The organism is Rudaea sp., assembly GCF_036383415.1.
GTDB lineage: Bacteria > Pseudomonadota > Gammaproteobacteria > Xanthomonadales > Rhodanobacteraceae > Rudaea.
This window is the reverse complement of the sequence record NZ_DASVOK010000099.1, coordinates 1-2,167: the sequence shown is the minus strand read 5'-3', so window position 1 is coordinate 2,167 and position 2,167 is coordinate 1. Positions and strand designations below refer to the sequence as shown.

3 protein-coding genes are annotated in these 2,167 nt (G+C 66.0%); 1 reads left to right on the top strand and 2 read right to left on the bottom strand.

Features of this window, described 5'->3' with window-relative positions:
- Positions 1-558: ABC transporter permease (locus VF497_RS03775; protein WP_330886305.1), on the bottom strand; the 558-nt coding region annotated here is incomplete at its 3' end.
- A complete protein-coding gene (locus tag VF497_RS03770) occupies positions 555-1,265 on the bottom strand; it encodes an ABC transporter ATP-binding protein (protein ID WP_330886304.1) in 711 nt (236 codons plus the stop codon). The genes VF497_RS03770 and VF497_RS03775, both read right to left, overlap by 4 nt.
- 9 nt (positions 1,266-1,274) lie before the next feature.
- Between VF497_RS03770 and VF497_RS03765 the strand changes: the two genes are divergently transcribed.
- On the top strand, positions 1,275-2,167 hold an 893-nt coding region (locus tag VF497_RS03765; protein WP_330886303.1), incomplete at its 3' end, for an AsmA family protein.

Here is a 2,167-nt window from a genome sequence, read left to right as displayed (position 1 = left end):
CATGCCGGCGCGCACGGCCTGCCGTGCCGGTCCCTGTGCCGCCTCCCAGCGCGTCGCCCCGAGCGCGAGCGACATCTCCACCGCGCCGCGTCCGGCGGTCAGTTCCTCGGTCATCCGCTCGATGCCGAGCGAGACGCCCGTAAGCGTGTTGCCGAGAATCATGCCGAGAATCGGAATCGCATATTGCGGCGCATACCACGGGTGAATACGGATCACGACGAAGAGCCCGACCGCCGCCACGAGCCACGAACTGACCCAGATCGACAGCACGCTGTCCGCGCGCTGTCCCGCGTAGGTGCGGCTGCCGCGTTGCGCGCCCGCGAAGCCCGCGATCAGCGTCATCACGATCATCAGCGGCAGCACGACGAACCAGTGGTCGTAGCGGAACACCCAGCCGAGCACGTAGCCGATCGCGAGCAGTTGCACGACGGTGCGCAGCGCGGCCCATGCGAGCTTGCGTTCGAGATCGAGCTTGAGCGCGACCGACACCGCGCCGTTCACGACGATCAGCAACGCGGCGATCGCGACGTCCCAGAGACTCAGGTTTTGCAATGTCATGGGCGGGATTCTCCGTGGACGGTCGCGCGCGGGCGCTCGTCGAGCACGCCCGCGCGCATGGTCAGATGGCGCGCGCTCATGCGCGCGGCTTGCGCCGGATCGTGCGACACCCAGATCGACGCATGTGCGCGAGGCTCGGCATCGAACCACGCGTGCACCAGTTCTTCAATGGCGCGCGACGACTCGGGGTCGAGCGAGGCGGTCGGCTCGTCCAGCAGCAGCACGTGCGGCGAGAGTTGCAGCACGCGGATCAACGCGGTGATTTGCGCTTCGCCGCCTGACAGCTCGCTTGCGCGCTTGTCGAGAAAGTCGCCGCCGCGGCCCGCCCGCGCAGCGAGGCTCGCCGCATGCGCGCGGTCGAAGCGTACGTCGCGATACGCGTGCAATTCGAACGGGTAGCGCAGATTGTCTTCGACGGTGCCGTCGAGCAGCGCCGGCCGCTGCCTGATATACGCAATGTTGCGCCGGTAGCGCGGAATCGCGGCGCGCTCGACCGGCGCGCCGCGCCAGACGATGCGTCCGGCATCGAGCGGATCGAGCAGCGCGAGCGAGCGCAGGAACACGCTCTTGCCGGAGCCGGACGGCCCGGTGATCGCGACACGGTCGCCCGCGTCGAGCGCGAAGGTGGTCGCCTCGAGGAGCGTCTGGCCACGCGAGGCATCGCGGCGGACAATGCCGTCGGCAAGAACGAGAGGAACGTCGGTCATGAAGATGAGATGCGTGAGGAACGTGTTGAGCGATGCAGCATCATAAAGTCTGAGGCGGGTCCGACGCAGTCACCAGCAGTCACCAGCAGTCACCAGCAGTCACCAACGCGGTCCCGGCAACCGGTTCGCGGGCACAATATCTGCTGCCCTACCGGCAATGAAGAACAATGCGGGAGCTTCCTGATGGCAGGGTCGAGCACAGTCGGAAGACGGATCGGAAAGATAGTTGCGTGGATCGTGGCGATCATCGTCATTCTCATCGCGGCGCTGACGATTTTCATTCTGACCTTCGACTGGAACCGCGCCCGGCCGTACGTCGACGACAAGGTCACGCAGGCTATCGGGCGGCAGTTCACGATCAACGGCGATCTGAAGGTGGGCTGGCGGCATTCGGTCGGCGAAACGGGCTGGCGAAGCTGGGTGCCCTGGCCGCGTTTCTCGGCGGCCAACATTACGATTGCGAATCCCGACTGGGCGAAGCGCCCGCAGTTCGCCACGCTCGATGAAATCGACTTCCAGGTGAAGGTGCTGCCGCTGCTCGCGCACGACATCGTGATTCCGGCGATCAACCTCGTCAATCCGTCCGTCGACCTCGAACGCATGCTCGATGGACGCAATAACTGGACGTTCCAGTTGCCGTCGTCGAAAACGCCGTCGCAGTGGAAACTCGATCTGCACGACATCGTGTTCGCGAAGGGCAACATCGCGCTGTCGGACCAGCAGAAGAAGGTCGACGTGCAAATGGCCGTCGATACGCTCGGCCAGCCGATTCCGATCGGCGAGGCGATGAAGCAGCAGGAAGAGGCGTCGCGCAAGGCATCGGCGGAAGCGGTCGGCAAGGCCGGCGCGCAGAAGCTCGGCGCCCAGGCCGATGCGCAGGCCGCCTCGGCGGCTTCCGCGGC